Below are 24,243 nucleotides of genomic sequence, written 5' to 3'. Positions count from 1 at the left end.
GCTAAGTACAACTGTACTGTAATATAAAGCACTGCATGGTTAACCCTGCAGTGCTTTTTTGTTTTTAGGCCGTTGTTAAATTATGGAAATGAGTCAACTTACAGACGAAGATCTAGCAAAGATTAAAGTCCCCCCCCATTCAATGGAAGCAGAGCAATCTGTTTTGGGCGGCCTTATGCTGGATAATAACGCATGGGATACGGTTTCAGAGGTAGTGCTGGAGGATAATTTTTATCGTCAGGAGCACCGCCAGATCTATCGTACTATGCAAAAGCTGGTGAACGATGGTAATCCTATCGATGTTGTTACCCTGTCTGAAGAATTAGATCGCACTGCTGAGCTGGAAAGTGCCGGTGGTTTGGATTATCTAATTGAGCTGGCTAAAAACACACCGAGTGCTTCCAATATACGGGCTTATTCTGAAATTGTTCGGGACCGTGCATTATTACGCCAGATGATCTCGGCCGCTAATGAAATTGCTGACCAAGCTTTTCACCCTGAGGGAAGAAGCTCGGAAGAGATTCTCAATGAGGCGGAGCAGAAAATTTTCCGTATCGCTGAAAATCGCCCTAATCAGGGTGGCCCTGAAAATGTAAACACTCTACTTAAAAAAGCTGTTGATCGCATAGATACACTGTTTAACAGCGATGGTGACCTTACTGGGGTGACGACTGGCTTTGATGATCTTGATGCGAAGACGGCAGGTATGCAGCCGTCAGATCTGATTATTGTAGCGGCGCGTCCATCTATGGGTAAAACCACGTTTGCTATGAACTTGGTTGAAAATGCTTTGATGGCTTCGAATAAGCCAGTATTAGTGTTTAGTCTTGAGATGCCGGCGGATCAGCTAGTGACTCGTATGTTGTCTTCATTAGGTCGAATAGATCAAACCCGTGTACGTACGGGGACCTTGGAAGAAGAGGATTGGCCTAAGCTAACAACCGCCGTCAATATGATGCGTGATAAGCCGCTGTTTATTGACGATCAGGCCGGTATCAGCCCTAATGAGATGAGAACTCGTGCACGCCGTATAGTGCGTGAACATGGGGAGCTTTCACTGATTATGATCGATTATCTGCAATTGATGCAGATGAAAACAAAGAATATAGAGAGCCGTACGCAAGAGATATCTGAGATATCCCGGTCATTAAAGGCGTTAGCCAAAGAGTTAGAGTGCCCTGTTGTGGCTCTATCCCAGCTAAACCGCTCACTTGAGCAGCGGCCCAATAAGCGTCCTGTAAACTCGGACTTACGTGAGTCAGGTGCGATAGAGCAGGATGCGGATGTCATTATGTTTATCTATCGTGATGAGGTTTATAACGAGGATTCAGAGCATAAAGGCATCGCTGAAATTATTATCGGTAAGCAACGTAATGGTCCGATTGGCACATCAAGACTAGCCTTTATTGGTAAATATACGAAGTTTGAAAATCTGGCGCCTGATGTTTATGCGCAGTATGCCGGTATGGACGACTAACATCGCCGTAATAGGTCAGTGTGTTTGATTAAGAGCAGGCCGCTAAATCAGCGGCCTTTTTACTGGATGCTTTGTTCTTAGGTGTCTTTGATAACCTTGTTCATAAACTCTTCAGGCACTGCCGCAACTTTGCGGGTTTCATAATTAAAAAAGACGACTCCTGTCTTTGCGTGAGCTAACTCTACGGCTGTCTTTTTATTTGATATTAAGTAGTAGATATCGCAGCCATATGCATTTAGATCAGCAAGAGCTATATCAATCTGCAAATGGTCGCCATGAAAGCCTTCTGCTTTATAGACAATTGCCGAATCAGTCATGATCAGGCCAAGACCTTCAATATCAAGTTCTCCATAATGGTAGTGATTTAGAAAACGAATTCTCGCTTCATGGATAATTGATAACATTGCGTCATTGCTAAGGTGGCCGCCATAATTTATATCACTGATACGAATAGGCAGTTCAGTAGAAAAGATATAATTCTCAGGCATATCTAGTTTGATTCTTGCCATTGTTCTTACCCTATGTAATTAGCGATGGCATCGACCATGCCGGTTGTTAGTTGGTTTAGATCGTCATCCTGCATAATATAAGGCGGCATCACATAAACCAATTTTCCAAATGGACGAATCCATAGCCCACGTTCTATAAATAGTTTTTGAATTTTAACGGTGTTTACCGCTTCTTTCATCTCAATAACACCTATAGCCCCTAAACATCTCACTTCGGCAACACCTTCCAAGGTACTTGCTTCGCTTAAACCTAGTTTTAGGGACTGTTCTATACGTGCCACATCCTGTTTCCAGTCGTTATGTTGTAATAGCTCTAAGCTTTTGTTGGCCACGGCGCAGGCTAGAGGGTTACCCATAAATGTTGGGCCATGCATAAAGCAGCCGGCGCCACCTGCTGAAATCGTCTCGCCTATATGTTGAGTAGTGAGTGTGGCTGCTAAGGTCATGTAGCCACCGGTTAGCGCTTTGCCTACACAAAGAATGTCAGGCTGTATTTCTGCATGTTCACAAGCAAATAGTTTACCGCTACGGCCAAAGCCAGTGGCTATTTCGTCAGCAATCAGTAAAACATTATATTTATTACAGAGTTCCCGTGCTTCTTTAAGATATTGAGGAGAATAGAAACGCATTCCCCCTGCGCCTTGCACTATAGGTTCCAAAATTAGAGCGGCAATACTTTGATGGTGTTTATCTAATATCCTATGTAGTGGAGCAATATCATCGTTGTCCCACTCATCGTGAAACTTTGTTTGAGGGGCCGGTGCGAAAAAGTGCTGTGGAAGCTGTCCAGTGAAAATTTCATGCATACCTGTAACAGGGTCGCAAACGGACATGGCGCCGAATGTATCCCCGTGATAACCCTGCTTAATAGTAACTAGCTTGCTTTTTTCTGGGAGTCCTTGGGCATGGAAGTATTGGATAGCCATTTTTATAGCGACTTCAACGGCAACAGAGCCTGAATCGGCTAGAAATACTTTATCTAAGTTAGCAGGGGTCATAGATACTAACTTTTTACAAAGCTCTATTGCTGGTTCATGGGTTAGTCCGCCAAACATAACATGAGACATTTTATCGATTTGTTCATGTGCCGCTTGATTGAGTTCAGGGTGCCCGTAACCATGTATTGCTGACCACCAAGAGGCCATACCATCAATTAGCTCGCGCCCGTCAGCTAGTTTTATTCTTACGCCAGACGTTGATTCTACTGGATATATAGGTGGAGGATTGATCATCGATGAATAGGGGTGCCATATATGTTGTTGGTCGAAAGTGATCTGTTCAGGGCTAATCATCGTAAAGGTCCTAGAGAACGGAAAATAATAAATAGTGTATAGATAAGCTATTGTTTAATGATGGGTCCTGTTCCTAATAAATTCAGTAAACTAAAGTGTAAGGAACTAAACGCAGTAATAGTGTTCTATTTAAACACGTACTTACTACGATAATAAATTTTTGAATTTATTTATATTATTTGAAACTTTATTAGTTATGTTAAGTCATAAAGTGCAAGAGCTAATGAGCTTGTGAATGAATAAGTCTGAATCAGTTTTTTTAAAATTATTATATTAAATTATCATCAATTGGGGTGAATGAAAAATGACGAATAATACTTCTGTAAAACCTATGGTAGCGGCTGTCGGCGCAGTTTTTCTTACAGGCATGGCAACTGTATCTGTTGCAACTGCTGCTGAGAATCCTTTTGCTGCAAAAGAGTTATCTTCAGGTTATAGCCAGCAAGTTGCTATGAATGAAGGCAAATGTGGCGAAGGTAAATGTGGCGGCGATAAAGCTAAAAAAGCTGAAGGCAAATGCGGCGAAGGTAAATGCGGCGGCGATAAAGCTAAAAAAGCTGAAGGCAAATGTGGCGAAGGTAAATGCGGCGGCGATAAAGCTAAAAAGGCTGAAGGTAAATGCGGCGAAGGTAAATGTGGCGGCGATAAAGCTGAAAAAGCTGAAGGTAAATGTGGCGAAGGTAAATGCGGTGGTTCTAAGTAATCACGGTTAAGCTTTTATTGTAGCTTCTGGAGGCCCTGCAATGCGGGGCCTTTTGATTTAAGTTTTGAGGTGAGTCTATGGGCAGAGTAAATTATCCAGTACAAGGAGCGGGCTTTGGTTTTCGACGTTGTATGTCGGAAACATTAAAAGAGGTTGAACCTAGTGCGTTTGATTTTCTTGAAATTGCTCCAGAAAATTGGATGGGGTTAGGTGGACGATTTGGTAAAGCGTTTCGTCAATACACTGAGCAACATGCTTTTATGGCTCATGGTTTATCTTTATCTATCGGCGGTCCAACGCCTTTGGATATGGACTTCTTATCTAATTTAAAACAGTTTTTAAAAGATCATAATATTCGTGGTTATTCTGAGCATTTAAGTTACTGCTCTGATGATGGTCACCTATACGATCTAATGCCTATACCTTTCACTGAAGAGGCGGTTAAATATGTCGCTGGGCGAATACGCCAAGTGCAGGATGTTCTAGAGCAGAAAATCGCTATGGAGAATGTCTCATATTATGCTGCACCTGGATCAGAGATGACGGAGCAAGCGTTTCTTTTAGCTGTATTAGAAGAGGCAGATTGTGATCTGTTATTGGATGTGAATAACATCTATGTGAACAGTATTAATCACGGTTACGATGCAGTTGATTTTCTCAAGGCGATGCCATCTGAGCGGATTATGTATGTACATATCGCAGGGCATTATACCGAAGCAGAAGATCTCCTCGTTGATACTCATGGCGCACCAGTAATTGACCCTGTCTGGTCGTTGTTGCAATTGGCTTATGAACAGTTTGGTGTACTGCCTACACTCTTGGAAAGGGATTTTAATATTCCTGAACTACCTGAGTTGCTACAGGAAGTTGAACAAGTTCGTTTCTATCAACACCAGTGGAAAATGAGCCATGCACAAATCCTCGCCTGATCTACCTAGTTTTCAGAAACTGCAGTATCAATTTTCTGCGCATATTAGAAATCCAAAAGATAACCTAGCGCCTCAAAATATTGAAGATCGCAGAATGGCGATCTACAGAGATCTTTTTTTTAATAATGTTGAAGGTTTCCTTTCGGGCAACTTCCCCGTTTTAAAGTTGATTAGCTCTGAGCAATATTGGCTAAATTTAGCGCGTGACTTTTTTGATAAGCACCGCTGTCATACGCCTTATTTTTTGGAGATTGGGCAGGAGTTTATCGAGTATGTGGCGAATGAACGCGAGCAGAGTCTAGATGATCCAGTTTTTCTCCAAGAGTTGATCCATTATGAATGGGTTGAGTTAGCTTTAGATGCTTCAACAGTAGAGTTGCCGTTGGCTGATGTAAATGCAAATGGGGATTTATTGCTGCAACATCCGGTGCAATCACCTTTAGCTTGGCTGCTTTCATATCAGTTCCCTGTGCACTGTATTCGCATCGACTTTCAACCCGAAACACCGTCTGATACACCCACCTTTCTTATTGCTTACCGTAATCGTGAAGATGAAGTGAACTTTATGGAGGTGAACTCAGTTACCGCTAGGTTGCTTTACTTGCTGTCTGAAGATGACCTTTTATCGGGTCAAGATGCATTAATGCAGATAGCTAAAGAGATGCGGCACCCTAATCCTGAAGCGGTAGTCGAAGGTGGGTTGGAAACCATGGAACATTTACGTGCCAAAGGAATCATATTAGGTACAACTATCAAATGTAATGGTGCCGTAGATTAAGGCTCTTCGGCATTATACGTATAATAAAGGATGTAATTATGACCAATGCTGTCATTAATGTAGCGAACCGTTTGCAAGACCTATTAAATAGTACCAAATGTGCTGATGGCCTAGCGCCTCTCTTATTACGTTTGTACCTAGCGCCAGTTTTTATGCAGGCAGGCTGGAATAAACTCTCTCATTTTGAAGATACCGCTGCATGGTTTGGTAATCCAGATTGGGGTCTTGGATTACCTATGCCTGAGGTGATGGCTGCTTTAGCTGCTGGCACAGAACTTTTTGGCGGCGCTTTGTTAATTGTTGGTTTAGCCGTACGTTGGATCAGTATTCCATTAATGGTGACAATGCTGGTGGCTGCCTTTGCGGTGCATTGGGATAATGGGTGGTTGGCTATTGCTGATGGCGGAAGCTGGCTTGCTAATGAGCGGGTTATGGAAGCTCAAGAACGCTTAGCTGCGGCAAAAGGTATATTACAAGAGAGTGGTAATTATGAATGGTTAACCGGACGGGGTTCTGTCGTTATTTTAAATAATGGAATTGAGTTTTCCATAACTTATCTGATTATGTTACTTAGTTTGTTTTTTACCGGCGCTGGACGATTTTTTAGTGTCGATTATTGGCTTGCTAGATGTTTTAGAGACGATATAAAAAGCTAAAGAATTATTAATAAAAAAGGCCGTATACGGCCTTTTTTATTATCATAAGCTGATGAGATTAACGTTGTTGAGAGTGAGATAACAAACCGATAAAAGCATCAGCATACCAGTGAGATGCACTGATGAGATCATTCACTGATTCTGATTCGAAAACCCGCTCAAGATAGTATTCATACAGTGCGCTGGATTCTTCGAAAAAATTTTCTACATGGCCAATATCGTAATTCATAGTCACCTCAATTGTTAATTAGCTTAGCTCCTTAAATCATTCCGTGGTAAGAAGGTATGGGGTAAAGCGATCCCCTATTTTACTTTTCTCTTATACTTTAGTCAAAATTGATCTAGATCAATGTTTGTTAAAGACTTTTTTCTAGTAAGTGCTTTTTTTGTTCTTCACTAAGGGAGTCTATAGGCTGGTCGGTAAGTGATTCCAACATTTCATTCAATAATGGCGCGCATTGATCGCCTGAGTTGAGCGCATTGTCGATGAGCTCCCCAATTGTCATCTCGGGTTCGTGACCAAGTGCTTGTTGGTCATCCATGCACTGTAGATAATTTTTGATGTAAGCACTGCTTATCTCACCTTTCTCATCAACGATACTCGGAAGCTGGAAGAGCCATTCCTGAAGTTGCTCCGTGAGTTCTTTTCCTTCCTCATTCGCTGTTGCATACTGGCATGTGATAAGTAGTAAACCTGTTATAAATAGCTGATATAGATATTTCATCGTCACTCCTTTAAAGCATAAGTATATCTTAGTATGGGGGAGCTGAAGCCGGTCTGAATATTAGGCTTGCCGTGTGACTTCAATTAGATCAACGTAGATATGCTCATCCGTGATTCTGAAACGGATATTAAGGTCATGTAGTTTTACACCATAGGATTTGTCAGGGTCATTTTTTTTATAGGCAGGGCGGGGATCACAGCGGAGTAACTCTGTTATTTGGTTCTTGATAGGTTGAGCTAGACGCCTCTCTTCTGTTGTGAGAGTAGAGAGTGCGCTTTCGGAGAAGAAAATGGTCTGTTGTAAAAGCTTTATACTCTCGGCAAACGGAAAACTTGCTTCAGGTAAGCTATCCGAATAGGGGAGGTAAGGTTTTATATCAAGAATAGGTGTTCCATCGAGGAGATCGGCTCCACTAATGAAAAGTGTGGTACAACCCTCTGTAATTTCAATATTAATTAATTTTACCGGAGATAATCCGATTGGATTAGGTCGAAAAGGAGAGCGGCTAGAAAAAACGCCTATACGTTTATTGCCGCCTAATCTAGGTGGGCGAATGGTGGGTTTCCAGCCTTTCTCTAGGCATTCGCTAAAAACGAATAAAAGCCAAATATGGCTACAGTTTTCTAGTCCTCTAACTATTTCTTGAGTACTAAATTCCGGAAGAAGAGTAATGCTTGATGTTACTGTTTCTGCAAGTCCGGGTTGCCTTGGGATCCCAAACTTCTCTTTATAAGGACTATTTACAACGGCAATGGGTTGGAATGTATAAGTATCTTGCATCGATGGTTATGTCTTTTATGGGTTAATAACTGAGTCACGGGATTGCATAGGCGTTAAGCTACTCCAAAATCTGGCGGCTTTTTCTACCTGTTCTGACAATCTGTGAATATGACTTAAAGCGTCTAGAAGTAAGATACTCTCTTGAGGGTCTAATTTTCCTGCGATATTACTTTCTAGAATATGGGATTTAATGATTTGATATTTTTTTTCCAAGTTCTGGATAAGCTCACGGCTCTCTGTACCGGATATACATGAGTTATCTTTGATTTCGCAGTTCTCGATTAATTCAATAGTGCTCTGCTGATAATCATGTATGAGTTCACGAATAGAGCGATCGGATAGCTGTTCGAGAACTTCGTAATACCTCGGGATTAGGACTGATAAACGAGCGATTTCGCTATAATAGCGCGTGATGCGCATAGCTGAAGGGAGAATTTCACTGATCTCTTTAGTTAAATTGCTCTGTGCTATTTTTTGGTTATATTCGCCGATCTTATCATTAAGTTGTTGGGCGCTGTTCATCAGTGCAGCCAGCTTAGATGTTTCTGATGTTTCGGCACTAATAGCGGCTTTTGCCATTTTTGCTGTTAGTACGCTTACACGGCTTAATTCATTTTTCATGGCCTCCACGGCTAAGGCTGGGGAGGATAGAATCGTTTTATCAAGGAATCTAGGTTGACCAAAGCTTTCCTCTTGTGAGCAAAAGCGTTTATTGAGAAAACGTTCTAAATGGTCGGTCATTGGCCATAAAGCAGCAACGCCTATGAGGTTAAATAGGGTATGAAAGCCTGCTAACAGGATTACTAGGTTAAGGTTTTTTAAATCATTATTAATAATGCCGGCCAAGAGTACTAATAAGATAACACCAATAAACCCCGTTATAAGATTAAAAATAACATGTGCGGCGGCAATTCTTTTTGCATTAGACGTCGCGCCAATCACTGATAACATCGCGGTTGAAGTTGTACCTAAGTTTGCGCCAATAACGAGGGCGCCGGCTGAGGCTATAGGAATCGATCCCGCGGCGGTTAAAGAGAGGGTTATCGCCATGGCGGCGGAAGATGATTGCATAAGCAAAGTTAAAAAGAAGCCTGCTAATACACACATTATTAGGCCCGTTGCTGAATTGCTCATCTGATCAAGAGGCAGATAACTATCTAAGCCATCAAAAGCATTTTTAAGATAATCCAGGCCAATAAAGAACAGACCGAAACCTGCTATAGCCATACCGAAATGACTGCTTTTACGGTCGCCACCTGTTAATTTTAAAAACATGCCTATAGCGACCATGGGAAGAGCAAACGCGCTGATCTTTACTTTGAAACCGATCAGAGCGACCAGCCAACCTGTCATAGTTGTGCCAATATTACAGCCATAGATTAGAGTGATGGATTGCCTTAACTTTAGAAGTCCTGCATTTACAAAACCAATTGTGGCTACTGTAACTGCACTTGATGACTGCACTATAGCGGTGATAAGAATGCCGGAAGCTAACCCCCTAAGAGGGGACTCGGTTGCTGCTTGTAGGGCTTTTTTCAGACCTTGGCCGGCGGCTTGCTGCATTCCAGTAGTCATTAAATGCATACCGAGAAGGAACAAGCCAATTCCTCCAGCTAAATCACCTAACAGTCCGAGCATCATAAGTAGCAACACCTCAAGTGAATAAGCTTAATTGTTGTTCTAAAGAAGAAAATAATCAATGGAGCATGGCCGTTGTTTATTGATCTGCTGAGTTATTTAGGTGTTCGTGCTATCACGAGCACATCAATGCGCTCTGTGCCGGCTTTTATTAATGTTTGTGCTGCGGCTTCTAATGTAGCACCAGTGGTCATTACATCATCGATCAACATTACATGTTTGTAATGGTTATCTTTAGCTTGAAAAACATTACGTTGGTTTTTTAATCGTTCACTTCTTTTTAGCTCCATCTGCCGGCGGGTTGATTTTTTCTTCTTTAATAAGTGAGTATCAACTTTAATCTTTAGTTTTTTTCCCAATTCAAATGCTAAAAGCTCGGCCTGGTTAAAGCCCCGTTTATAAAGGCTGACCTTATGCATAGGGATAGGAATCAGAGCTTCGACACTGCTAGGTAGTGAGCAATGCTCTAATAAGAGTTGTGCTAAATGGCCTATGTATTGTGTTTTGCTGGTATATTTTATTTTTCCTATGAAGTGGTCGATGGGAAATTGATAAAGGAAAAGAGCATTTACTTGAGTAAATGATGGTTTTTTCTTAAGGCATTGGCCACAGATTGCATTTTCTGGGGCGTTGGTGAGAGGAAGGGCGCAGATACTACATTGAGCGTTGAGCCAAGGAAGATCTTTTTTGCATGATCTGCAGATTCCGGATCGACTATTACAGGGCTTTAAGCATAGAATGCATAGATCAAATAATGATCTATAGTTGACTTTAGTTAATTTCATAGGTTGACAGTTCCTTCTGTCAGGATAGAATTACGCTATTAAGCAGGCAATAGCCTGTCGAGCGTTGAAGCATCTTGCTTCATGATCGTTATTTTCCGGGGGATACTTCTAAGATGCAACAGTTAGGTGCAATTCGTCATAATTGGACAGAGGCAGAGGTAAAATCACTGTTTGAGCTGCCTTTTAATGATTTGATGTTTAAAGCGCATACCGTACATCGGGAGAACTTTGATCCGAATGAAGTGCAGGTGAGCACGCTTCTTTCAATAAAAACAGGCGCTTGTCCTGAAGACTGTAAATATTGCCCTCAGAGCGGTCATTACAATACCGGGCTTGAGAAAGAGCGCTTGATGCAAGTTGAACAAGTGGTTGAAAAAGCGAAAAAAGCGAAAGAGACAGGCTCGACACGTTTCTGTATGGGAGCGGCCTGGAAGCACCCTGCAGATAAAGATATGCCTTATGTGATTGAGATGGTTAAAAAGGTTAAAGAACTTGGTTTGGAAACCTGTATGACCTTAGGCATGTTGGACGAAGGTAAAGCAGAGCAGCTTGCTGATGCGGGTTTGGATTACTACAACCACAACCTTGACACCTCTCCAGAATTTTACGACAAGATTATTACCACACGTACCTACCAAGATCGCTTAGATACACTGCAAAATGTGCGTGATTCAGGCATGAAGATTTGTAGTGGTGGTATTCTAGGTATGGGTGAAACCGCAAGAGATCGTTATGGTCTGTTGATGCAGCTGGCTAATATGCCGGTACAGCCAGAAAGTGTGCCTATTAATATGCTGGTAAAGGTCGCTGGTACGCCCTTAGAGAACGTAGATGATCTTGATCACCTTGATTTCATCCGCACCATCGCTGTTGCTCGTATTATGATGCCAGCGTCTCATGTGCGATTGTCTGCAGGGCGTGAACAGATGAGTGATGAAACTCAAGCGATGACCTTCTTCGCTGGGGCTAATTCCATCTTCTATGGTGAGTGTTTGTTGACGACGCCAAACCCTGAAACCCATCGCGATCTTCAGCTATTCCGTAAATTGGGTATTAACCCTGAACAGCGTATTTCTGATGCGGATGATACACAGGAAGCTGTTATTCTGAATGATCTGCAGAAGCAGAGTGATAGTCAGCACTTCTACGAAGCCTAAACCCTTATAGAGATTAAATTAAGAGCAGAGCCTTCTGCTCTTAATTCACTTTTCAGATCTATTCCTACTAGAGATCGACTATGTCTTTCGATGATTTATCTGCTGAGCTTGAGTTAAGAAAGCAACAATCCCTTTATCGCAGCCGCCGTACACTACAAACAGCTCAGCAACCTGTAGTGCAAGTGGATGGGCGTGAGTTTTTGGCTTTCTGCTCTAATGATTATCTAGGGTTAGCGAATCATCCTGAAGTGATCAAAAGTTTTCAGCAGGCGGCTAATAAGTACGGCGTAGGTGGTGGTGCCTCCCATCTAGTGAATGGTCATAGCCAAGCGCATCATGATCTGGAAGAAGCGTTGGCTGAATTTACAGGTCGCCCAAAAGTGTTGCTGTTTTCAACGGGTTATATGGCCAATATTGGTGCGGTCAATGCGTTGCTTGATAAACGTGATGCTGTTTTGCAGGATAGATTAAATCACGCCTCTTTACTGGATGCTGGCTTATTAAGTGGAGCCCGCTTTCAGCGTTATCTACACAATGATGCGAATAGCCTCGATAGTAAATTAGCTAAAACTGAGGCGCGGCGTAAATTAGTAGTAACGGATGGTGTCTTTAGCATGGATGGCGATGTTGCTGATCTGCCAGCTATCTCCTCTGTTTGTAAAAAACACCAAGCTTGGTTGATGGTGGATGATGCCCATGGTTTTGGCTGTTTAGGTCAGCAGGGCGGTGGCTGTGCTGAATACTTTTCGATGGCTGAAGATAGTTTGCAGGTATTAGTGGGGACTTTAGGTAAAGGGTTTGGTACCGCAGGTGCTTTTGTTGCTGGCTCTGAAGAACTGATTGAAACCCTTGTGCAGCATGCTCGAACTTATATTTATACAACCAGTATGCCGCCCGCAGTGGCTGCCGCTACGCTGACCAGTTTGCGATTACTTAAGCAGGAGACTTGGCGCCGGGAAAAACTAACAGCGTTGATCAAACAGTTTAGAGCGGGCTGCTCAGAACTAGGGTTAACACTGATTGATTCTCCAACACCGATTCAACCAATCATGATAGGTGAGTCGGCTAAGGCGATGCAGATAAGCAAAGCCTTAGAAGAAGATGGGATCTTTATTGGTGCTATTCGTCCGCCAACAGTGCCTCAAGGTAGTGCTCGTTTACGCGTAACGCTAAGTGCTGCACATACGGAAGAACAGGTAAATCGCTTACTACATGCCTTAGAGAAGGTAAGCTAATGAGCCTTTATGTCGAGCGTTATGAAAATAACGGTAAACCTGAGTTGGTCTTGTTGCATGGCTGGGGTATGGATAGCCAAGTCTGGGGTGCTTTTGCGGAGCTGCTTTCTAGCTCTTTCTCCCTAACGTTAATTGATCTGCCAGGGTTGGGGCGTTCAACCGCTTTTCCTGAGCCTTATACAGCTGATGCCGTTGTTGAGCTATTGCGTGAACATGCGCCAAAGGCTGCTGCGTGGTTAGGTTGGTCTATGGGTGGGCAATTGGCTATTGAATTTGCCGCTAGGTATCCCGAGCGAGTTACGTGCTTAATTACGGTAGCTTCATCCCCTTGTTTTGTGCAGCGTAGTGATTGGTCTTGTGCAATGGATGAAGAAACTCATGGTCAGTTTGAACAAGCGCTAGAGGTCAATGTAAGTAAAACGCTTCAGCGCTTTATTATGTTGCAAACTCAGGGGGCTGAGGCAGGGCGCGATACCTTGAAAAGCTTAAAGCTTATTCTTAAAAATCTAGACCATGCAGGAGCAAGAGAAAGTCTTCAGCTATTAAGGGATGATGTGCGAGATCAACTGTCGAACCTATCTATGCCGATCATGCAGTTATTTGGTGAAAAAGATCTTCTGGTTCCATCCGAAGCTGCGCAGGCGTGTGAGCGGTTATCAAAGGGCCTAGTTAAAGTATATGAAGGTGCAGGTCATCTGCCTTTTTATTCGCATCAAGCTGAAGTCGCTGCCGATGTTACTCAATTTGTGCAGGAGTCGATAGCTTAGTGGATATGCTGATCGACAAACAAAAAGTAGCTAATTCCTTTAGCCGTGCGGCCATGACTTACGATAGTGTTGCTGAACTGCAGCGTGATGTAGGGCATGCACTGATGGCACATCTACCCAAAACATTAGGAACCGCTTCCGTACAACGTGTTATGGATCTTGGTTGTGGGACGGGATTTTTCTCACCAAAGCTAAAGCAGGTATATCCTGAAGCAGAGCTGTTGAATGTAGATTTAGCATTTGGGATGTTGCGTTATGCCCGTGAAGAAAGAGCGATTCCTGAGGCTAACTGGGTATGTGCTGATGCGGAACATCTCCCTTTTGCTAATAATTGTATGAACCTTGTTTTTTCAAGCTTAGCGATTCAATGGTGTACGGATTTCTCAGCATTAATGAAAGAGATTGAGCGGGTGTTAGCGCCTGGCGGGCAGTTTGTGTTTGCAACTTTAGGGCCTTCCACACTTTGTGAATTACGTCGTGCATGGGGCGAAGCCGATTCTTATACTCATGTTAATCAATTTCTTTCTTCAGATGAACATCTTGTTGTAGTGCCTGAAAACCTTAAGGTTAAGGTTTTTGATGAGGAGTTGCGCGTATTACGTTATCCGCAATTGAAAGGCTTAACCGATGAACTAAAAAGGTTGGGTGCGCATAACATGAATGCGGGCCAGCAGGTTGGTTTAACCGGTAGAGAGCGGGTGAGACGTTTTAAAGCGGCTTATGAAGCGCAACGTTTAGCGGATGGTTCTATCCCAGCAACCTATCAAGTTTACTATGCGGTGTTTGAAAAAACTTTAGTGGAGCAATATTCATAAATGGCTAAGCAAACCTATTTTGTTGCAGGTACAGATACAGATGTTGGGAAAACAGTAGCTGCGGCAGGATTGTTAGCAGCGGCTAATAACCAAGGGTTATCCACTATAGGGTTGAAGCCTATAGCGGCCGGTTGTGAGCGTACAGAGGAAGGGCTTAGGAATAGTGATGCGTTGTTATTACAAAATACGGCATCTATTAACTTACCTTATGAACAAGTGAATCCTTTCTCTTTTGAGCCGCCTATTGCCCCGCATATAGCTGCGATTGAAGAAAATAGAATGTTAAGCGCTGACAGAATCGCTGCGCTGTGCCGTGGTGCGTTAATGCAGCCTGCGGATTTTGCTATTGTTGAAGGAGCTGGTGGTTGGCGGGTTCCGCTAAGCGACCGAGAAACAATGGCCAATATACCTAAACAGCTCAAGATTCCTGTGATTATGGTGGTGGGTATTAAGCTGGGCTGCATCAATCATGCTCTATTAACTGCTGAGAGTATCGCGAGAGATGGTCTACGATTGGCAGGATGGATTGCCAATGCCGTCAGTCCTGAAATGTCATGTTATAAAGAGAATGTTGCCACTATAGCGACGATGTTGCGTGCTCCTTTAATTGCAGAAATTCCTTTTTTAGAGAACCCTTCTCCAGAGAATGTGGCTCAATATATTGAGATTGATAAATTACAGACTCTATAATTTGATCAAAAAGTGACCATTGGCTTTCTATGATCTATAATGTTTCTTGATATGTAGATTTGAACAAGCGGAGGTGTCAGCATGAATGTAACTAATGCGATGCAATCTGGTTTTATGGGACTTAATCGTGGTTTAGATAATGCGCCAAGGGCCGCGAGCGATGTAACCGGCTCAGGTAAGCCTGATGAGGTTGAACAAGCCTCAGGTCGAAAACAGGACGAAGCGGTTGTTGAGTCGGCTGGGGGCGCATCTGTAGAGGCTGCTGCCACTAAAGTGGTGGGCGAGGTTGAAGAGTTAGGTCAACCGGGATCAATAATTAATATACGTGTGTAATGAAGTGATTCATGGAAGGAATCAGAACTAACGTGAAGTGTTCTATGCTTTGCTTAATCGAGGATAAGGGGGCTGCTTATGCAAATTATCAGTTCTAGTAATTCTCAGGCATTGAATGCCCCATCCATATCTATTGAGCTTCGCTCCCAAGAAGCTCAAAAGGTTCTGTCGTCAGTGGCAAACCTATCTGCTCAGGAGGAGTTGTCCTCTAGTCGTTCTGCTATTAATCGTGATCGAGTTACTTTATCCGCTGAAGCGAGTGCTTTATCTCGTCTTGCCGGCTCTACAGGATTGAATTCCGGTGATGGGGAATTGGTTGGTCTAGAGTCAAATGTTGCTACTAAGGCTGCGGGTACTTCCCAAGAGCAAAAAGAGGTAGAGGAACAAGAGTTAGAAATTAGCCGTGAACTTGCTGAACGTGATCGTGAAGTAAAGGCTCATGAGCAGACCCATGCTTCAATTGGTGGGGTGTATGCTTCAGCCCCAAGTTACACCTATGAGCGAGGTCCTGATGGTCGAATGTATGCAGTTGAAGGTGAAGTTAAAATTGATACTTCACCTATCCCGAATGACCCAGAAGCTACGCTAGAAAAAGCAGAAGTGATTCAGCGAGCAGCGTTGAGTGTTTCCGAGCCTTCATCTGCTGATCGTGCTGCAGCGGCTGATGCGCGAGCTATGGCTATAGATGCAAGGATGGAAATACTTCAGCAAGAGCGAGAGGCTGAAGTGGCAAGAACAGAGCAAAGATCAGAGGCTAACGAGGGCAATAGCGAAGATACTAAGTCTGCAGGTGATGTTCTTCGCGAGTTAAGGGATGAAAGCTTGGCACGCTCTGAAAGCTCAGCGGAAGTGTTGAGTGACTACAATGACCGGATTAATGAGATTAATAAACAGCTAGCAGAGATTAACAAAAAGTTAGTGGATGCGGGTGTGTTCCAGAAATTATTCCCCGAAGGCTCTCTGCTTGATAACCAAGTTTAATGAGATCTACCTATCTATTGCTTGTATCTATTAGCATTTCAGAATTTATTCTTTAGAAATTGCCCCCCTTTTTGGCAATGTTAGTCGTTAGTTTGTATGCAGGTTACTCATATGTCTGGTCTAGTTAAATAAGTTAGAGCAAGCTTTGAAAATTCAGCAGGTTTTTCTGCGTGGGGGTTATGTCCAGATCCCATAACTACTTTGTAGTTTGCGTGAGGAAAGAGTTTAAGTACCGCATCTCTATGGGCGGGTAACATATAGTCTGATAATTCCCCTTTGATAAATAGCACTTCAGACTCAAATGGTTTTCCATCAGGTGCTGCGCAGATATTATTGTATTGATTATGCAGTGCATCCAGATTCATTAACCATGCAAATTTATTATCTTCAGTGCGATACAGATTTTTAAGTAAAAATGCGCGAGTGCCAGGATCATCCACATGTTGTGCTAACTGTTTGTTTGCATCACTTCTTGATGCCAAGTTAGCCAAGTCAATTGCATACAAACCTTCAAATACATTTGCATGATGGGGAGGGTATTGTATGGGTGATATATCAACAATAATGAGCTTATCAACAAGCTTTGGATAGTTTAGAGCCAGTTGCATAGCTGTTTTTCCACCCATAGAGTGGCCAATTACACTGACTTTGCTGAATCCAAGATGATCAATTAGCTCTACAATATCTTCAGCCATTAGGGCATAGCTCATCTCATCTGAATGGGGAGAGCGTCCATGGTTACGAAGATCGACAGAGATGACCTGAAAGTGCTGTGATAGGCGTTTGATCTGACCGCCCCAGTTATCCATCGTGCCGAGTAAGCCATGAAGAATAATTAAGGGAGCACCTTCGCCGTACAACTTATAATTTAAAATCATTATTTAATCTCGCGCATTAAAAAAAGCGGCCGAAGCCGCCTTTTATGATAATGGAAATTACAGGATTTCTAATAGTTCCACATCAAATACAAGAGCAGAATAAGGTGGGATTCCACCTGGAGAGCCCTGTTCGCCGTAGGCAAGGTTATAAGGGATGTATAATTTCCACTTAGCACCTTTGTTCATTAGCTGAAGTGCTTCAGTCCAGCCAGCGATAACACCGCCAACAGGGAATTCAGCAGGTTGACCACGATCGTAAGAGCTATCGAAGACTTTGCCATCGATGAATGTGCCGTGGTAGTGCGTGCGTACTTTAGATTCACGAGTAGGTTTTTCACTACCTTCTTCGCCGGCCTCAAGAATTTCATATTGAAGGCCTGATTCAAGAACAACTACACCATCACGTTTAGCATTGTCTGTTAGGAAGGCTTCGCCTACTGCAGAAGCTGCTTTTGCTTGTTCTTCTTGCTGAGCGCGCATACGTTCATTAAGTACGTTAAATGCTTCTTGGATTTCGCTGACTTCAACTCGCATACCTTCGCCATGAACAGCATCAGCAATACCTGCTGAAATGGCTGCAATGTCCATGCCTTCAAAGGGTTGCTGTGCTAATTGATCGCCCATCTGGCGACCAATGCCGTAACTTGCTTTTTGTTCTAGTGTTTCTAGTTGTACATCAGACATGAATTAAGTCCTACTAGGTTCTAAAAAAAACGAGCCTTCAGGCTCGTCCTAAAAATGTGTATTAAAAATTATGGTGCTAAAAATAATGTGGGGTCGACCCGTGTATTATTCAAGCTTACGCTCCAATGAAGATGAGGTCCGGTTACACGTCCTGTCTTTCCAATCTCACCTAGCTTGTCGCCAGTGGATACTTTATCGCCAATTTCCACATCAATTTTACTCATATGGCAGTACATAGTGGTTAAGCCTAAACCATGATCAATAATTACAGTATTACCATTAAAGAAATAACTGCCAGTATCTACCACTGTACCGGCACTAGGGGCTGTTATTGGATCCCCTTGAGGTGCTGCGATATCTAAACCGCTATGGGGGTTTCTGGGTTGTTTGTTAAAAAAACGCTTCAAACCGAATGGGCTGCTATAAGGGCCTTTGGCCGGAAGGGCAAATTGAGTAATGGGACTGGAAGGCTCGCTCCAGTTTTTAAATGCAGCAACCATTTTTGCTTTTTCTGTGCGCCAGCGCTTAATATCTTCTGGGTTAGGCTCAACGTGACGTTTGTTTTTTACCGTTAAGTATTGCGCTTTGTATTCTTTATCTTCTATTTGAAAATAGAACGACGTTGCATTCGCTCTGAGGTGCTGCTTTTGATCATGTTTAGCGCTCAGAGGTATGCCTGCTATAGCTAGCCAATCACTCTTTTGTTCATATTTTGTACCTTGGCTAGGGATAACCATAACGCGATTCCCTTTATACCAAGCGGAAGGTGCATTGGTACTCTCAAGGCCAGTAAGGGGGATAATAGCTACACCCCCAGGGACTCGGCTTTCTTGTGGAAGTGGTTGTGCATAAGTCGCAAGGCTTATAAAGCAAAGGCTAATAAATAGTATTATTTTTTGCATGATCATTATTCCGTAATTACTTCATCTACGCGGCAGCGTAAACGTCCTTTATAGAGTTGGCTTTCAATAACATCGCCTTTTTGGGTGGTGGATGCATCCTGTATGACGGTGCCATGTTCATCTTTAACAATAGCGTAACCTCGCTCTAATGTAGCGAGAGGACTGACTGTATTCAGCTGTGAAGATAGCGAGCCTAGCTTAAAGCTCTTTTGTTGCAAAAGCGTGTGGATCGATTGGGTTAGGCGCTGCTGTAATGAATGGATCTGCTCCTCTTTTAGAGGCAGTAGTTTAGTTGGTGATAGGGCTTTTACTCTAGATAAAAGCTGCTGTTGTTGATGTTTTGCATTAATGATTTTAGCGTTAATCCCGTTGAGTAATTTTGCTTCTAAATGATCTAGGCGTTGTGCTTGCTCATTTAGTTTCTGTCCTGGGTGGCGTAAACGTGTTTTTGAGTGCTGAATGTTGAGTGTGGCTGTCTTGAGTTTTTGCTCAATATGACGAATCAAACGCTGCTCTAATAACGCTAATCTTTGTTTAAGTTGATGTTGATCAGGGCTCAGCATCTCAGCCGCTGCTGAAGGGGTAGGAGCCCGTGTATCAGCTATGAAATCTGTAATAACCACATCAACTTCATGGCCGACTGCGCTAATGATCGGTATATCACAGTCAAATACGGTTCTTGCAACGTCTTCTGTATTAAATGCCCATAAATCTTCGAGTGATCCACCGCCTCGGCCAAGGATTAATACATCACAGGTTTGGTGGACTTCAGCTAGAATGATCGCTTTGCAAATCTGCGCCGGTGCTTCATCCCCTTGAACTGAGGTCGGGTAAATCGTTATTGGGAGTCCGGGAAAACGACGTTTCAAAACGGTCAAAATATCGTGAACAGCAGCCCCAGTTTTTGAAGTGATAATACCTATATGGGATGGATGTGCTGGGATAGGTTTCTTATGTTTGCTATCAAATAACCCTTCAGCTTGTAATTTAAGTTTTAATTCTTCAAACGCTGCTTGTAAAGAGCCACTACCACTCGATTCCATAAAATCGCAGATCAGCTGATAGTCGCCTCTGCCTTCATATAAGCTGACTTTCGCTCTTACAACGACCTTATCACCTTGCTTCGGCGCGGGTTTGATAAGTTGGTTGCGATTCTTAAACATCGCGCAGCGGACTTGAGCTTTGTCATCCTTGAGCGTGAAATACCAGTGCCCCGAACTAGGGCGGACGAAATTCGATATTTCTCCCTCAACTTGGATCGTAAGGAATGAGCGCTCGAGTAAAGTGCGTGCTTGCCTATTGAGTTCTGAAACACTAATGGCATGTATACGACGCGTATTTGTTGGGTTTGTTTCAGTAAACATGAGCCTATAGTAAACGAAGTTGAAGGCAGGATGCAGTAGCTAATAATAAGTTGTTTGGAAATAGATTGTTTTTTTATGGCATTAATTGGTGCGAAAAAAATAATTCGATCTATAGTTGTGCTCATTAGCCCTGTTTTTAGCGATAGAGTGCAACTTTTCGATTGAGACAAAAGGCTAATTTCTGTATAATTTCGCGTTTAAATTTATTCACTACACAGGCTGGCAAATAATGTTGCGAATCGCTGAGGAAGCTCTCACTTTTGACGATGTCTTGCTGGTTCCGGGCTACTCTGAAGTACTGCCTAAGGATGTTTCACTGAAAACTCGCCTCACAAAGGAAATTACACTTAATATTCCTTTGGTATCTGCGGCAATGGACACAGTGACTGAATCAGGTCTTGCTATCGCTATGGCGCAGGAAGGTGGTATCGGAATCATCCATAAGAACCTGACGATTGAGCAACAGGCTGCAGAAGTGCTGCGTGTTAAAAAGTACGAGGCAGGGGTTGTAAGTGACCCTGTTACTTGTCGTTCTGATATGACCGTAGGTGATCTACGTCAGTTATCTGCATCTGTAGGCTTCTCGGGTTTTCCTGTTGTTGATGACGGTAATCTAGTCGGTATCGTAACTGATCGTGATTTCCGTTTTGAGCATAAACTTGATGCTTTAGTTGCGACGATCATGACACCTAAAGATCGTTTAGTAACGGTTGAAGAGGGTGTTGATCCAGATAACGTAAGAAATCTGCTTCGGAAACACCGTATTGAAAAAATATTGGTTGTAGATAAAAGCTTTAAACTTTGCGGCATGATGACCGTCAAAGATATGAATAAAGCTCAGTCACATCCTAATGCTGCTAAAGATGCTAAAGGCCGCTTAATAGTGGGCGCTGCGGTCGGTACAGGTCCAGAAACGCCTGATCGTGTAGCTGCGTTAGTCGCTGCAGGTGTTGATGTGATTATTGTCGATACAGCTCATGGCCACTCTAAAGGTGTTATCGACCGTGTAGCTTGGGTGAAGAAAACATTCCCTCAGGTTCAGGTTATTGGCGGTAATATTGCCACTGCAGCAGCAGCGATCGCGCTTGCTGATGCGGGTGCGGATGGTGTTAAAGTGGGTATAGGCCCAGGCTCTATCTGTACGACACGTATAGTGGCGGGTGTTGGTGTTCCGCAAATTAGTGCGGTTGCTAATGTTGCTGAAGCTATGGCTGAGCGCGGTGTACCTGTTGTAGCAGATGGCGGTGTACGTTTCTCTGGCGATCTTGCTAAAGCTATTGTTGCTGGTGCATCAGCTATTATGGTTGGATCTATGCTTGCGGGTACGGATGAGGCGCCAGGTGAAGTAGAGTTGTTCCAAGGGCGTGCGTTTAAATCATACCGTGGTATGGGATCGCTAGGTGCTATGGGTCAGTCTACAGGTTCATCTGATCGTTATTTCCAAGATGCATCTAAAGGTGTTGAGAAGCTCGTTCCTGAAGGTATTGAAGGTCGAGTGCCTTGTAAAGGACCAATGGGTGGTGTTGTACACCAGCTAGTCGGTGGTTTACGAGCATCTATGGGTTATACCGGTAGTGCGAATATCGAGACAATGCGTACAGAACCACAGTTTGTGCGTATTACAAACGCAGGTATGAACGAAAGTCATGTTCATGATGTAAGCATTACCAAAGAAGCACCTAACTACCGCGTTAGTTAATTTAATAAACTCTAGAAAATGGGCGGAGTTCATGACTTTGCCCATTTTTTTTTTGCAGACATATAAACTCTGTAAAGCATTGAGATCAAATGTTATGACCAAAGATATTCACGCTCAACGGATTTTGATTCTAGATTTTGGATCGCAGTACACACAGTTAATTGCACGACGTGTTCGTGAAATTGGCGTTTATTGTGAGATTCGTGCATGGGACATGACTGAAGAAGAGATTCGAGAGTTCGCACCAAAAGGTGTGATCTTAGCGGGTGGACCTGAATCAGTTACTGAAGGTGATTCGCCTCGTGCGCCGGACATTATTTTTGATCTTGATGTGCCTGTTTTAGGTATCTGCTACGGTATGCAGACTATGGCTGAGCAGCTAGGTGGTAAAGTTTCCGCTTCAGATAAACGTGAGTTTGGTTATGCGCAAGTTCGTTTAGAGGACAGCCCTAGCCGCTTACTAGAAGGTATTGAAGATCATTTAGCCAACAATGGTTCGTTGTTGCTGGATGTATGGATGAGTCACGGTGATAAAGTGACGGAACTTCCAGAAGGCTTCTCTATTATAGCGGCGACAGAATCTGCACCTATTGCGGCTATGTGTAACCCGACTAAACACTTTTATGGTGTGCAGTTCCACCCTGAAGTAACCCATACAAAACAAGGCGGTCGTATTCTTGAACGCTTTGTTGTCGATATCTGTGGTACTGAGGCGCTTTGGACATCAGCGAATATAATTGCTGACCAGATTGAAAAAGTACGCGCTCAAGTTGGCAGTAACAAAGTGCTACTTGGTTTATCGGGCGGTGTTGATTCCTCTGTTGTTGCTGCTTTGTTGCATAAAGCGATCGGCGATCAGCTTACTTGTGTCTTTGTTGATAACGGCCTATTGCGTAAGCAAGAAGGCGATCAAGTTATGGACATGTTTGCCAAGAATATGGGTGTTAAGGTCATCCGTGTTGATGCGGAAGATCTGTTCCTTGGCCGCTTGAAAGGCGAAAATGATCCAGAAGCTAAACGTAAAATTATCGGTAATACCTTTATCGAAGTCTTTGATGAAGAAGCTACCAAGCTGACTGAGGTTAACTTCCTTGCGCAGGGTACTATCTACCCTGATGTGATCGAATCCGCTGCAGCAAAAACAGGTAAAGCGCATGTAATTAAATCTCATCATAACGTTGGCGGCCTGCCAGACGATATGAAAATGGATCTTGTTGAGCCACTACGTGAGCTGTTTAAGGATGAGGTTCGCAAGCTTGGTCTAGAGTTAGGTTTACCTTACGATATGGTTTACCGTCACCCTTTCCCTGGTCCTGGTTTAGGTGTTCGTATCCTTGGTGAAGTGAAGAAAGAGTATGCTGATATTCTACGTGAAGCAGACGCGATCTTCCTTGAAGAGTTACATAAAGCCGATTGGTATCATAAAACTAGCCAAGCGTTTGCTGTGTTCCTACCCGTTAAATCGGTTGGCGTAGTTGGTGATGGTCGCCGCTATGAATATGTTATCGCGCTGCGCGCCGTTGAAACTGTAGATTTTATGACTGCACGTTGGGCGCACCTGCCTTATGAGCTGCTGGAAACTGTATCGGGTCGTATCATCAATGAAATCGCGCACGTGTCTCGTGTAACTTATGATGTAAGCTCTAAACCGCCTGCTACGATTGAGTGGGAGTAAGCGGTACTTTTGATGAATTGGGGTGTGAAAATAAAAATACTTCAATTCATCATATAATCTGTAGCATGATAGGTATCTTCATGGGATTTCAGATTAAACTTAATGAATATATTGCTTGTTGAAGATGAACAGAAAATTGCAGATTTTGTCTGCGAAGGCTTACGTGCTAAAAGCTTTAATGTAACCCATTGCGCTGATGGTCATTTAGGGTATGAGGTTGCGAGTGAAAACGTTTTCGACGTTATCATTCTTGATATTATGCTTCCTGGCCGTGATGGGCTAGATATTCTGCGCTCTCTTCGTCAAACGGGTATAAATACTCCTGTTATCCTTCTCACTGCCCGTAATGAGCTAGGTGATCGCGTTCATGGCTTAGAGCTGGGAGCCGATGATTATTTAGCCAAGCCTTTCTATGTGGAAGAGCTAAATGCCCGTATCCAAGCGGTGTTAAGGCGGCATGGCGGCGGCACACCACAACACCTACTTGAAGTTGGTTCGTTGCAGCTAGATTGCATCAATCGAACAATTAATTATCAAGATCACTCCGTTGAGCTTACCAGCCGAGAATTTAGTCTACTTGAGTACCTGATGCGTTCCCCTAATCAAGTCTTAACACGGGGGCAGTTGTTGGAGCATGTATGGGGTTATGATTTTGATACTTGTACCAACGTTGTTGATGTTTGCATTAAACGGATCCGTCGTAAGATTGCTTCATTGCAGGGGGCGGGAGAAATAGTGAGTGCCATTGAATCAGTACGAGGTACTGGGTACCGCTTGAATCCTCGCTGAGG

General features: G+C 43.3%; 26 protein-coding genes. 15 read left to right on the top strand and 11 right to left on the bottom strand.

Annotated features, from left to right (window positions below):
* The first annotated feature begins 82 nt into the window (after nt 1–82).
* Nucleotides 83–1,477 carry a replicative DNA helicase gene (gene dnaB, locus Q4486_RS02365; protein WP_303415812.1) on the top strand — a complete coding sequence of 465 codons (1,395 nt, stop codon included), beginning with the start codon at nt 83–85 and terminating at the stop codon, nt 1,475–1,477.
* A 77-nt stretch (nt 1,478–1,554) separates the two neighbouring features.
* Here the strand turns inward: dnaB and Q4486_RS02360 are convergent, their stop codons facing one another.
* Together Q4486_RS02360 and bioA are read right to left on the bottom strand one after the other, a co-directional pair.
* A complete protein-coding gene (locus tag Q4486_RS02360; RefSeq protein ID WP_067865349.1) occupies nt 1,555–1,986 on the bottom strand; it encodes a thioesterase family protein in 432 nt (143 codons plus the stop codon).
* A 5-nt stretch (nt 1,987–1,991) separates the two neighbouring features.
* Nucleotides 1,992–3,278: an adenosylmethionine--8-amino-7-oxononanoate transaminase gene (gene bioA, locus Q4486_RS02355; RefSeq protein ID WP_303518050.1), complete on the bottom strand. Its 1,287-nt coding sequence runs from the start codon at nt 3,276–3,278 to the stop codon at nt 1,992–1,994.
* A 304-nt stretch (nt 3,279–3,582) separates the two neighbouring features.
* On the opposite strand from bioA, the gene Q4486_RS02350 reads away from it, so the two are divergent.
* From Q4486_RS02350 to Q4486_RS02335, 4 genes are all read left to right on the top strand, one after another.
* Entirely contained in the window at nt 3,583–3,981 is a 399-nt protein-coding gene (locus tag Q4486_RS02350; RefSeq protein ID WP_303415815.1) for a hypothetical protein, read from the top strand.
* A gap of 77 nt (nt 3,982–4,058) precedes the next feature.
* Entirely contained in the window at nt 4,059–4,910 is an 852-nt protein-coding gene (locus Q4486_RS02345) for a DUF692 domain-containing protein (RefSeq protein ID WP_303415817.1), read from the top strand.
* Nucleotides 4,891–5,688 carry a DUF2063 domain-containing protein gene (locus Q4486_RS02340; protein ID WP_303518048.1) on the top strand — a complete coding sequence of 266 codons (798 nt, stop codon included), beginning with the start codon at nt 4,891–4,893 and terminating at the stop codon, nt 5,686–5,688. Before Q4486_RS02345 ends, Q4486_RS02340 begins: the two co-directional genes overlap by 20 nt.
* 38 nt (nt 5,689–5,726) lie before the next feature.
* Nucleotides 5,727–6,344: a DoxX family protein gene (locus Q4486_RS02335; RefSeq protein ID WP_303415819.1), complete on the top strand. Its 618-nt coding sequence runs from the start codon at nt 5,727–5,729 to the stop codon at nt 6,342–6,344.
* Between the two features lie 58 nt (nt 6,345–6,402).
* Here Q4486_RS02335 and Q4486_RS02330 read toward each other — a convergent pair whose 3' ends face one another.
* From Q4486_RS02330 to Q4486_RS02310, 5 genes are all read right to left on the bottom strand, one after another.
* Nucleotides 6,403–6,573, bottom strand: a complete 171-nt coding sequence (locus Q4486_RS02330) for a hypothetical protein (protein ID WP_303518046.1) — start codon at nt 6,571–6,573, stop codon at nt 6,403–6,405.
* Nucleotides 6,574–6,700: 127 nt separating this feature from the next.
* On the bottom strand, nt 6,701–7,069 hold the full coding sequence (locus Q4486_RS02325) for a hypothetical protein (protein ID WP_303415821.1): 369 nt from the start codon (nt 7,067–7,069) through the stop codon (nt 6,701–6,703).
* 60 nt (nt 7,070–7,129) lie between these two features.
* On the bottom strand, nt 7,130–7,849 hold the full coding sequence (gene tsaA, locus Q4486_RS02320; protein WP_303518045.1) for a tRNA (N6-threonylcarbamoyladenosine(37)-N6)-methyltransferase TrmO: 720 nt from the start codon (nt 7,847–7,849) through the stop codon (nt 7,130–7,132).
* 15 nt (nt 7,850–7,864) lie between these two features.
* Nucleotides 7,865–9,490 (bottom strand): Na/Pi cotransporter family protein, encoded by a 1,626-nt coding sequence (locus Q4486_RS02315; RefSeq protein WP_303415823.1) that lies wholly within the window; start codon nt 9,488–9,490, stop codon nt 7,865–7,867.
* A 92-nt stretch (nt 9,491–9,582) separates the two neighbouring features.
* Nucleotides 9,583–10,272 carry a ComF family protein gene (locus Q4486_RS02310; protein ID WP_303518043.1) on the bottom strand — a complete coding sequence of 230 codons (690 nt, stop codon included), beginning with the start codon at nt 10,270–10,272 and terminating at the stop codon, nt 9,583–9,585.
* Between the two features lie 113 nt (nt 10,273–10,385).
* Here Q4486_RS02310 and bioB point away from each other — a divergent pair, with 113 nt between their 5' ends.
* The 7 genes from bioB to Q4486_RS02275 all read left to right on the top strand — a co-directional run bounded on the left by bioB (nt 10,386) and on the right by Q4486_RS02275 (nt 16,250).
* On the top strand, nt 10,386–11,429 hold the full coding sequence (gene bioB / locus Q4486_RS02305; RefSeq protein ID WP_303518041.1) for a biotin synthase BioB: 1,044 nt from the start codon (nt 10,386–10,388) through the stop codon (nt 11,427–11,429).
* A gap of 80 nt (nt 11,430–11,509) precedes the next feature.
* A complete protein-coding gene (gene bioF, locus Q4486_RS02300) occupies nt 11,510–12,664 on the top strand; it encodes an 8-amino-7-oxononanoate synthase (RefSeq protein ID WP_067867684.1) in 1,155 nt (384 codons plus the stop codon).
* Nucleotides 12,664–13,431 (top strand): pimeloyl-ACP methyl ester esterase BioH, encoded by a 768-nt coding sequence (gene bioH / locus Q4486_RS02295; protein WP_303518038.1) that lies wholly within the window; start codon nt 12,664–12,666, stop codon nt 13,429–13,431. The genes bioF and bioH overlap by 1 nt, the downstream gene beginning before the upstream one ends.
* A gap of 5 nt (nt 13,432–13,436) precedes the next feature.
* Nucleotides 13,437–14,246, top strand: coding sequence for a malonyl-ACP O-methyltransferase BioC (gene bioC / locus Q4486_RS02290; protein WP_303518112.1), 810 nt, complete (start codon nt 13,437–13,439; stop codon nt 14,244–14,246).
* Entirely contained in the window at nt 14,247–14,936 is a 690-nt protein-coding gene (bioD, locus tag Q4486_RS02285; protein ID WP_303518035.1) for a dethiobiotin synthase, read from the top strand.
* An 81-nt stretch (nt 14,937–15,017) separates the two neighbouring features.
* Nucleotides 15,018–15,269, top strand: coding sequence for a hypothetical protein (locus Q4486_RS02280; RefSeq protein WP_303518032.1), 252 nt, complete (start codon nt 15,018–15,020; stop codon nt 15,267–15,269).
* 78 nt (nt 15,270–15,347) lie between these two features.
* Nucleotides 15,348–16,250 (top strand): putative metalloprotease CJM1_0395 family protein, encoded by a 903-nt coding sequence (locus tag Q4486_RS02275; RefSeq protein WP_303518030.1) that lies wholly within the window; start codon nt 15,348–15,350, stop codon nt 16,248–16,250.
* Nucleotides 16,251–16,357: 107 nt separating this feature from the next.
* Here the strand turns inward: Q4486_RS02275 and Q4486_RS02270 are convergent, their stop codons facing one another.
* From Q4486_RS02270 to xseA, 4 genes are all read right to left on the bottom strand, one after another.
* A complete protein-coding gene (locus tag Q4486_RS02270) occupies nt 16,358–17,128 on the bottom strand; it encodes an alpha/beta fold hydrolase (RefSeq protein WP_303518028.1) in 771 nt (256 codons plus the stop codon).
* Between the two features lie 57 nt (nt 17,129–17,185).
* Nucleotides 17,186–17,812, bottom strand: a complete 627-nt coding sequence (locus tag Q4486_RS02265) for an FKBP-type peptidyl-prolyl cis-trans isomerase (RefSeq protein WP_067867704.1) — start codon at nt 17,810–17,812, stop codon at nt 17,186–17,188.
* Nucleotides 17,813–17,880: 68 nt separating this feature from the next.
* Complete coding sequence (locus Q4486_RS02260) at nt 17,881–18,714, bottom strand: M23 family metallopeptidase (RefSeq protein WP_303415832.1); 834 nt, start codon at nt 18,712–18,714, stop codon at nt 17,881–17,883.
* A 5-nt stretch (nt 18,715–18,719) separates the two neighbouring features.
* Nucleotides 18,720–20,078, bottom strand: a complete 1,359-nt coding sequence (gene xseA, locus Q4486_RS02255) for an exodeoxyribonuclease VII large subunit (RefSeq protein WP_303518026.1) — start codon at nt 20,076–20,078, stop codon at nt 18,720–18,722.
* Between the two features lie 229 nt (nt 20,079–20,307).
* Here xseA and guaB point away from each other — a divergent pair, with 229 nt between their 5' ends.
* The 3 genes from guaB to Q4486_RS02240 all read left to right on the top strand — a co-directional run bounded on the left by guaB (nt 20,308) and on the right by Q4486_RS02240 (nt 24,241).
* Entirely contained in the window at nt 20,308–21,777 is a 1,470-nt protein-coding gene (guaB, locus tag Q4486_RS02250; RefSeq protein ID WP_303415834.1) for an IMP dehydrogenase, read from the top strand.
* A 94-nt stretch (nt 21,778–21,871) separates the two neighbouring features.
* Entirely contained in the window at nt 21,872–23,452 is a 1,581-nt protein-coding gene (gene guaA, locus Q4486_RS02245) for a glutamine-hydrolyzing GMP synthase (protein ID WP_303518023.1), read from the top strand.
* 102 nt (nt 23,453–23,554) lie between these two features.
* On the top strand, nt 23,555–24,241 hold the full coding sequence (locus Q4486_RS02240; protein ID WP_303518021.1) for a response regulator transcription factor: 687 nt from the start codon (nt 23,555–23,557) through the stop codon (nt 24,239–24,241).
* Nucleotides 24,242–24,243: the final 2 nt, after the last annotated feature.

It is taken from the genome of Neptuniibacter sp. 2_MG-2023 (assembly GCF_030547495.1).
Lineage (GTDB): Bacteria > Pseudomonadota > Gammaproteobacteria > Pseudomonadales > Balneatricaceae > Neptuniibacter.
The sequence above is the reverse complement of the archived record's forward strand: the minus strand, read 5'-3'. Positions and strand labels throughout refer to the sequence as shown.

Excerpts from the sequence above, each read along its gene's own strand:
- dnaB (WP_303415812.1), top strand. The coding sequence starts at position 83 with ATGGAAATGAGTCAACTTACAGACGAAGATCTAGCAAAGATTAAAGTC.
- Q4486_RS02360 (WP_067865349.1), bottom strand. The coding sequence starts at position 1,986 with ATGGCAAGAATCAAACTAGATATGCCTGAGAATTATATCTTTTCTACT.
- bioA (WP_303518050.1), bottom strand. The coding sequence starts at position 3,278 with ATGATTAGCCCTGAACAGATCACTTTCGACCAACAACATATATGGCAC.
- Q4486_RS02350 (WP_303415815.1), top strand. The coding sequence starts at position 3,583 with ATGACGAATAATACTTCTGTAAAACCTATGGTAGCGGCTGTCGGCGCA.
- Q4486_RS02345 (WP_303415817.1), top strand. The coding sequence starts at position 4,059 with ATGGGCAGAGTAAATTATCCAGTACAAGGAGCGGGCTTTGGTTTTCGA.
- Q4486_RS02340 (WP_303518048.1), top strand. The coding sequence starts at position 4,891 with ATGCACAAATCCTCGCCTGATCTACCTAGTTTTCAGAAACTGCAGTAT.
- Q4486_RS02335 (WP_303415819.1), top strand. The coding sequence starts at position 5,727 with ATGACCAATGCTGTCATTAATGTAGCGAACCGTTTGCAAGACCTATTA.
- Q4486_RS02330 (WP_303518046.1), bottom strand. The coding sequence starts at position 6,573 with ATGAATTACGATATTGGCCATGTAGAAAATTTTTTCGAAGAATCCAGC.
- Q4486_RS02325 (WP_303415821.1), bottom strand. The coding sequence starts at position 7,069 with ATGAAATATCTATATCAGCTATTTATAACAGGTTTACTACTTATCACA.
- tsaA (WP_303518045.1), bottom strand. The coding sequence starts at position 7,849 with ATGCAAGATACTTATACATTCCAACCCATTGCCGTTGTAAATAGTCCT.
- Q4486_RS02315 (WP_303415823.1), bottom strand. The coding sequence starts at position 9,490 with ATGATGCTCGGACTGTTAGGTGATTTAGCTGGAGGAATTGGCTTGTTC.
- Q4486_RS02310 (WP_303518043.1), bottom strand. The coding sequence starts at position 10,272 with ATGAAATTAACTAAAGTCAACTATAGATCATTATTTGATCTATGCATT.
- bioB (WP_303518041.1), top strand. The coding sequence starts at position 10,386 with ATGCAACAGTTAGGTGCAATTCGTCATAATTGGACAGAGGCAGAGGTA.
- bioF (WP_067867684.1), top strand. The coding sequence starts at position 11,510 with ATGTCTTTCGATGATTTATCTGCTGAGCTTGAGTTAAGAAAGCAACAA.
- bioH (WP_303518038.1), top strand. The coding sequence starts at position 12,664 with ATGAGCCTTTATGTCGAGCGTTATGAAAATAACGGTAAACCTGAGTTG.
- bioC (WP_303518112.1), top strand. The coding sequence starts at position 13,437 with ATGCTGATCGACAAACAAAAAGTAGCTAATTCCTTTAGCCGTGCGGCC.
- bioD (WP_303518035.1), top strand. The coding sequence starts at position 14,247 with ATGGCTAAGCAAACCTATTTTGTTGCAGGTACAGATACAGATGTTGGG.
- Q4486_RS02280 (WP_303518032.1), top strand. The coding sequence starts at position 15,018 with ATGAATGTAACTAATGCGATGCAATCTGGTTTTATGGGACTTAATCGT.
- Q4486_RS02275 (WP_303518030.1), top strand. The coding sequence starts at position 15,348 with ATGCAAATTATCAGTTCTAGTAATTCTCAGGCATTGAATGCCCCATCC.
- Q4486_RS02270 (WP_303518028.1), bottom strand. The coding sequence starts at position 17,128 with ATGATTTTAAATTATAAGTTGTACGGCGAAGGTGCTCCCTTAATTATT.
- Q4486_RS02265 (WP_067867704.1), bottom strand. The coding sequence starts at position 17,812 with ATGTCTGATGTACAACTAGAAACACTAGAACAAAAAGCAAGTTACGGC.
- Q4486_RS02260 (WP_303415832.1), bottom strand. The coding sequence starts at position 18,714 with ATGCAAAAAATAATACTATTTATTAGCCTTTGCTTTATAAGCCTTGCG.
- xseA (WP_303518026.1), bottom strand. The coding sequence starts at position 20,078 with ATGTTTACTGAAACAAACCCAACAAATACGCGTCGTATACATGCCATT.
- guaB (WP_303415834.1), top strand. The coding sequence starts at position 20,308 with ATGTTGCGAATCGCTGAGGAAGCTCTCACTTTTGACGATGTCTTGCTG.
- guaA (WP_303518023.1), top strand. The coding sequence starts at position 21,872 with ATGACCAAAGATATTCACGCTCAACGGATTTTGATTCTAGATTTTGGA.
- Q4486_RS02240 (WP_303518021.1), top strand. The coding sequence starts at position 23,555 with ATGAATATATTGCTTGTTGAAGATGAACAGAAAATTGCAGATTTTGTC.